This is a genomic window from Streptomyces sp. H39-C1 (assembly GCF_027158125.1).
GTDB classification, from domain to species: Bacteria; Actinomycetota; Actinomycetes; order Streptomycetales; family Streptomycetaceae; genus Actinacidiphila; species Actinacidiphila fildesensis.
On the sequence record NZ_JAPVLS010000205.1, the window covers coordinates 1 to 3,888 of the forward strand.

2 protein-coding genes and 1 pseudogene are annotated in these 3,888 nt (G+C 66.0%); 1 reads left to right on the forward strand and 2 read right to left on the reverse strand.

Annotated elements, in window-relative coordinates; all coding sequences use genetic code 11:
- Window positions 1-126 precede the first annotated feature (126 nt).
- Window positions 127-1,077, reverse strand: a pseudogene (locus tag O3W51_RS47435) (ISAzo13 family transposase); the annotation flags it as partial.
- 713 nt (window positions 1,078-1,790) lie between these two features.
- Here O3W51_RS47435 and ltrA point away from each other — a divergent pair.
- Entirely contained in the window at window positions 1,791-3,107 is a 1,317-nt protein-coding gene (ltrA, locus tag O3W51_RS47440) for a group II intron reverse transcriptase/maturase (protein ID WP_269290263.1), read from the forward strand.
- Window positions 3,108-3,691: 584 nt separating this feature from the next.
- Here the strand turns inward: ltrA and O3W51_RS47445 are convergent.
- Window positions 3,692-3,888, reverse strand: a 197-nt coding sequence (locus tag O3W51_RS47445; RefSeq protein WP_269290265.1) for a hypothetical protein, incomplete at its 5' end; no start/stop codon positions are given.

Sequence of the window (3,888 nt, forward strand, 5' to 3'; positions counted from 1 at the left end):
CCACCGCGTCACCACCCCCAGCCGCACATGATCTGACAACCCCACCCAAGGATGCATGCTTGGTCCAACGACCCCGCCCCTGCAGCGTCACTGCGAACTGCTTAACGAGTTCAAGCAACGGCATTGTGTGCCCGGAGGTAGATGGCAGACGGTGATCATGAGGCCGGTTTCGGCGGCGAGGCGGGCGAGTTCGAGTTTCCAAGCTCGGGTGCGGTAGCCGTTGGAGCCGCCCGCGTCGGCCGTGATCAGCAGTCGGGTCGCCCGTGGATAGGCGGGCCGGCCCTGGCCGTGCCACCAGCGGCGGATCGACTCCACCGCAAACGCGGCGGTGTCGTGATCGGTGCCGACGTTCACCCAGCCGGTGTTCGCCTCGATGTCGTAGACCCCGTAGGGGACGGCCTTGCCCAGTTGCGGGTCGGCGAAGTCGTGGACGCCCACCAGCACTGGATCACCCGCCGGCCGCCACTGGCGTCCGCTGTTCTTGAACTCTCCGACGAGCTCCTTCTTCTTGGTGTCCACGCTGATGACCGGCTGTCCGGAATCCCGGTAGTCGCGGGCCTGCTCGTTGAGGTAGCGGAACTGGGCGTCGCGGTCGCCGTGCTGGCCGCCCTCCAGAGTCTTGGCGCCTGCCTGCAGACTAAAGCCTTCCTCCCGCAACAGGCCGGCGACGGTGTCGGCACTGACCTTGTGTCCGGCCCGGGTCAGCTCCTGGGCCAGGGAACGGGTCGACTTCACGGTCCACCGCAGCGGCGACATCGGATCTCCGCGCTCGTCCGGCTCGACCAGTGCCAGCAGGGCCGGACGCAGGGCCGGGTTGAGATCCGCGACCCGTTTGCGTCCGCCGCCCGGCCTCCGGACCCGCCCCAACGGCTCCTCGCCGGCCTCCAGTTCGAACACACCCCTGCGGACCGTCGTCTCACTCACCTCCGCAGCCTGCGCGACGGCCCGCACACCGCCATGCCCCAGGCCCCTGGCCTCCGCAGCCATCAACAGCCGCCGCTGCCGTTCATCCAGGTGCGGGAACAACACCGCGAACTTCACAGCAAGTTGGTCACGAGCCTCATCCGAGATGCGCATACCACACCAACGATTCCCAGAACGGGAAGCAACACCTTGATTGCCTGCAAGCCCTTAGCCTCGGCGTTTCGCGCGCCCAGCAGACCTGGAGGTCTTCGTGAGTTAGTTGATCTTGGGTCGTAAGCTCGTTGTCGCCTGCCGGTGGAAGTCCGGTCCGGGTAGCTGCCAGGAGGCCCGGTAGCAGACTGGCGGCGTCGGAGGGAAACGCCCGGCGTCGAAGCCCAGTGTCGAAAGCCCTGTAAGGGGGAGCAAAGCAGCGGTCCGTAGCATCACGCGAAGTCTGCGGCGTCGTTAGAGGCCCGCCTTTCGGGGCGGGGACAGGGAGTGCCGAGCCCCCGAAATCAGGGCGAAGGCCATGGAAGCGGCGAAGATCCTGGAGATACAGCCGTGAAGGACTCCCCGGCGTATGGGACATGGAACGTTGCGACGGTGACAACGGGAACTGGGGAGGCCCTCCCCGGCCCGGCAGCCTGCGGTCAATTGCTGCCGGAAGCTACGGGTCCTATAACCGGGTGCTCCCCGGGAAGTGGACGCGGGCCGGGTGGGCGTCGGAGGCGGCCGTAGTACCGCTATGAGCCGGCGGACAACACAACCGCCGGCCAGGGAAGGGCCGCTGCTTCGTCGATGCGCCAACTGTTTGGAGGGGCTTGGTGAGTGCCGTTTCGGCTAGTTCCGCCACGTCGGGATCCCTGAAGCTGGATCCGGTCCGAGCCTTGCAGCATGCGCTCTACCGGTCGGCCAAGGCCGACCCCGGACGACGGTTCCACGCGCTGGGGGACAAGGTCCACCGCAGGGACGTCCTATGGCATGCGTGGGTGATGGTGCGTCGGAACCACGGCGCGCCGGGGATCGATGCGATCACTCTTGCCGAGGTCGAGGAGTACGGCGTTGCCCGGCTCCTCGACGAGCTGGCCGACGAACTGAGGGGAGGGCGCTGGCGGCCGTTGCCCGCGCGCCGGGTGTTCATCCCGAAACCCGGCTCTGCGGAGCAAAGACCGTTGTCGATTCCTTCTGTTCGCGACCGTATCGTGCAGGCGGCGTTGAAGATGGTGCTTGAGCCGGTCTTCGAGGCTGACATGCTGCCGTGCTCTTTCGGGTTCAGGCCCAGGCGCGGGGCTCACGATGCCCTTCAGGTCTTGATCGATGAGGCGTGGAGGGGCAGGCGTTGGGTGGTGGAGACGGACATCGCCAACTGTTTTGAAGCGATTCCGCACGAGAAGTTGATGCAGGCGATCGAGGAACGCGTCTGCGACCGGTCCGTTCTCAAACTCCTGCGCGCGATGCTGCGTGCCGGGGTGATGGAGGACGGGCAGGTGAAGCGGCCGGTGACCGGCACGCCGCAAGGCGGGGTGGTCTCCCCGCTGCTGGCAAACGTCTACCTGCACCGGCTGGACCGGGCATGGGACGCACGTCGGCACGGAGTGCTGGTGCGCTATGCCGATGACGCGGTGGTGATGTGTGCTTCTCGCGAGCAGGCCGAGGCCGCCTTGGAGCGGTTGAGAGTTCTGCTGGCCGATCTCGGCCTGGAGCCGAAGGCGGCCAAGACCAGGATCGTGCACCTGCAGGTGGGGGGCGAGGGACTGGATTTCCTCGGTTTCCACCACCGGTGGGTCACCTCCCGGCCCCGCGACGGGCGGCACCCTGTTGCTTTCCTCGCCCGCTGGCCCTCGGACAGGGCGATGCAGCATGCCCGCGACCGGGTCCGTGAGTTGACGGACCGTCGCAGGCTGCTGCGTCCGGTCAAGGTGATCGTGGAGGACGTGAACGCGTTCCTGCGCGGATGGGCAGCGTATTTCCGGTTCGGGAACTCGGCCCACACCTTCGACCAGATCGGCTCGTACGCCCGGATGCGGATTGGCGGGTTTCTCGCCAAGAAGCACCGGCGGACCAGGAAGTTCGGCTGGGCGATGGTTGCCTTCGCCTCCCAGGACTCTCTGGGGCTGATCGCTCTTCACGGGAACGTCGTCGCACCCAGACCCTTCAGGGACTGGCGGGGCAGGCCGAATGCCGGTGGTGAACGGCGTCGGTGAGCCGTGTGCGGGAGAACCGCACGCACGGTTCGATGTGGCGGGGGTTGGAAACGGAGCATACGTACTATGCCACCGCGCCAGCCCCCGACCCTACACTGGAGGTGTGGCGCATTGCTGGCTGTGTGTGCGAAAATGCTTTCTGAACTGGTGCGATGACCTTCATGAGGGGTTCTGTCGTTCCAAGCGAAAGGCACATTCTGCGTGCAGGGAATCGGCTCGCGTGCCAAGCTCCATGCCAGCGCGGATGGTTCGGTGGTGGTCGGGAATCGTCCGGCGCGGAGAGCCGCAGAAAGCTGCCGCTCACCTCCGCGACCGACTTGACGGGGCGAAGGTACTGCGAGGCGAGCATCTGCGATGGCCATCCATCTGAGCTGATCCACAGTTCTTGACAATTGCTCTAGCTGCGCTGAAATTAGCCAGCTCCGCAGCAGACGGCCGGCCTTCCCTGGGCGAGTCGGGTCCGCGCCGCGGGGCCTTTTACCGGTCCACGCCATGGTGACTCGGGTCCTGGGCGTTCTTGCACCGTACCTGGAGCCAACTGCCCGGCATCGTGGGACTCTGCTTGCAAGCCGGCCCCTGGTGCGTCATTTCCAGGGGAGGCTGATGATGCGCAAGGGCGGCTGGCCATTGAGGATCTCGTAGAGGAACTGCCCGCCCTTAGCTTGAAATTTAACCTTTGTGGCCTTTAAGGCGATTGCGTTCAGTGATGCTCTCGGGGCGTCTGGTCGTTTTGCCCACATCGTGGCGGGTGGCGGGATGGCGGTTCTTCGAGCCGACTGGA